This is a genomic window from Pseudoalteromonas sp. SWXJZ94C (genome assembly GCF_015864385.1).
Taxonomy (GTDB): Bacteria; Pseudomonadota; Gammaproteobacteria; order Enterobacterales; family Alteromonadaceae; genus Pseudoalteromonas.
Map to the genome: position 1 here is coordinate 1 of NZ_JADYXF010000130.1, position 1,213 is coordinate 1,213.

The window sequence follows — 1,213 nt, forward strand, 5'->3', positions numbered from 1 at the left end:
CTAACAAGAGACTATGGCGTCAATAGTTAATTTATAACTTTTGGCGCTTCCCATAAAACACCATCTCTTAGCATTGAATTTAAGATAACAATCATCTTTCTAATGCAGGCAATTATTGCGACTTTTTTAGGTTTCCCTGCGGCTAATAACCGCTGATATGTTGCTTTAAAAACAGGATTTGATTGCATTGCTGACATCATTGCCATGTACAAAACGGTTCTTACTTGCGGTCGCCCGCCTTGTATTTTTCGATGACCTTTAAATCGCCCACTTTCCTTATTCATTGGTGCGACTCCAATTAAAGCACTGGCCTGTTTACTGTTTATATAGCCCAATTCAGGCAAGTTACTGATGATAGAAGCTGCTGCTATTCTTCCAATACCAGTCATGCTTTGAAGTATCTCATTTTTAGCACTATATTCTGGACAACTTTCAATCAGCTTTGCTATTTTAGCTTCTGTTTTTAATATCATATTTTTGAATAAAGTGAGTACAGGTTTAATCGTCATAGCTAGTTCTTTAGGCATGATTTGCAATCTATTTTTTTCCATCGTTTGCATGGTGAGTAATTGATTTCTACGCGAGACTAAATCACTCATAGCTTGCATTGTCTCTGGCTTTAGTTGCGATAGTTTCGGTTTAATCGCTTCACTATAATGTGCGATTAATTGTGCATCAAGTTTGTCTGTTTTTGCTCGCTGACCAAGCGCACCTGCGAAGCGCTTTACATGGACTGGATTGGCAATAGTGAACGGGAGCTTGGCATTGGCACAAGCTAAAATAAAGGGCATTTCAAGACGTCCAGTCGCTTCAATAACAACCCGTTCAGGATTGTGTTTTTTAATGATTTTAACGGCCTCTTTAATCCCTTTTTCATCGTTTGATACTGTAAAATAGATATCAATAGGACGAATGTAAATGTCGAGTTGAAATTTACCGGTATCAACGCCGACGTTAATGTTTTGATTTGTTTTAGTATTCATAATAAGCTAACTCTTACTTGCATAATGCGGGTTCGAGACCCAGTAGACTATTCGAGTGTAGTGCTTGGAGTCTTTTGTGGCGTTCATTCTTGTTATCGGTCTCTCAATAGAGGAGCCATCGCTCAATCGAACTACCACAAAAGAGGGCTTTAGTTGCTGCTAAAGCCTGGGTCTCACATTACCCGAACTTGGTTATAAATAATAATTTGATGGGTTTATTATCCATACAA

General features: G+C 38.4%; 1 protein-coding gene. It reads right to left on the bottom strand.

What is annotated here, in order from left to right; translation table 11 throughout:
* Positions 1 to 26 precede the first annotated feature (26 nt).
* A complete protein-coding gene (locus tag I6F65_RS21350; RefSeq protein WP_166379584.1) occupies positions 27 to 983 on the bottom strand; it encodes an IS110 family transposase in 957 nt (318 codons plus the stop codon).
* Positions 984 to 1,213 lie beyond the last annotated feature (230 nt).

Bases quoted from the DNA above. Each gene is read 5' to 3' on its own strand.
- I6F65_RS21350 (WP_166379584.1), bottom strand. From the start codon at position 983: ATGAATACTAAAACAAATCAAAACATTAACGTCGGCGTTGATACCGGT.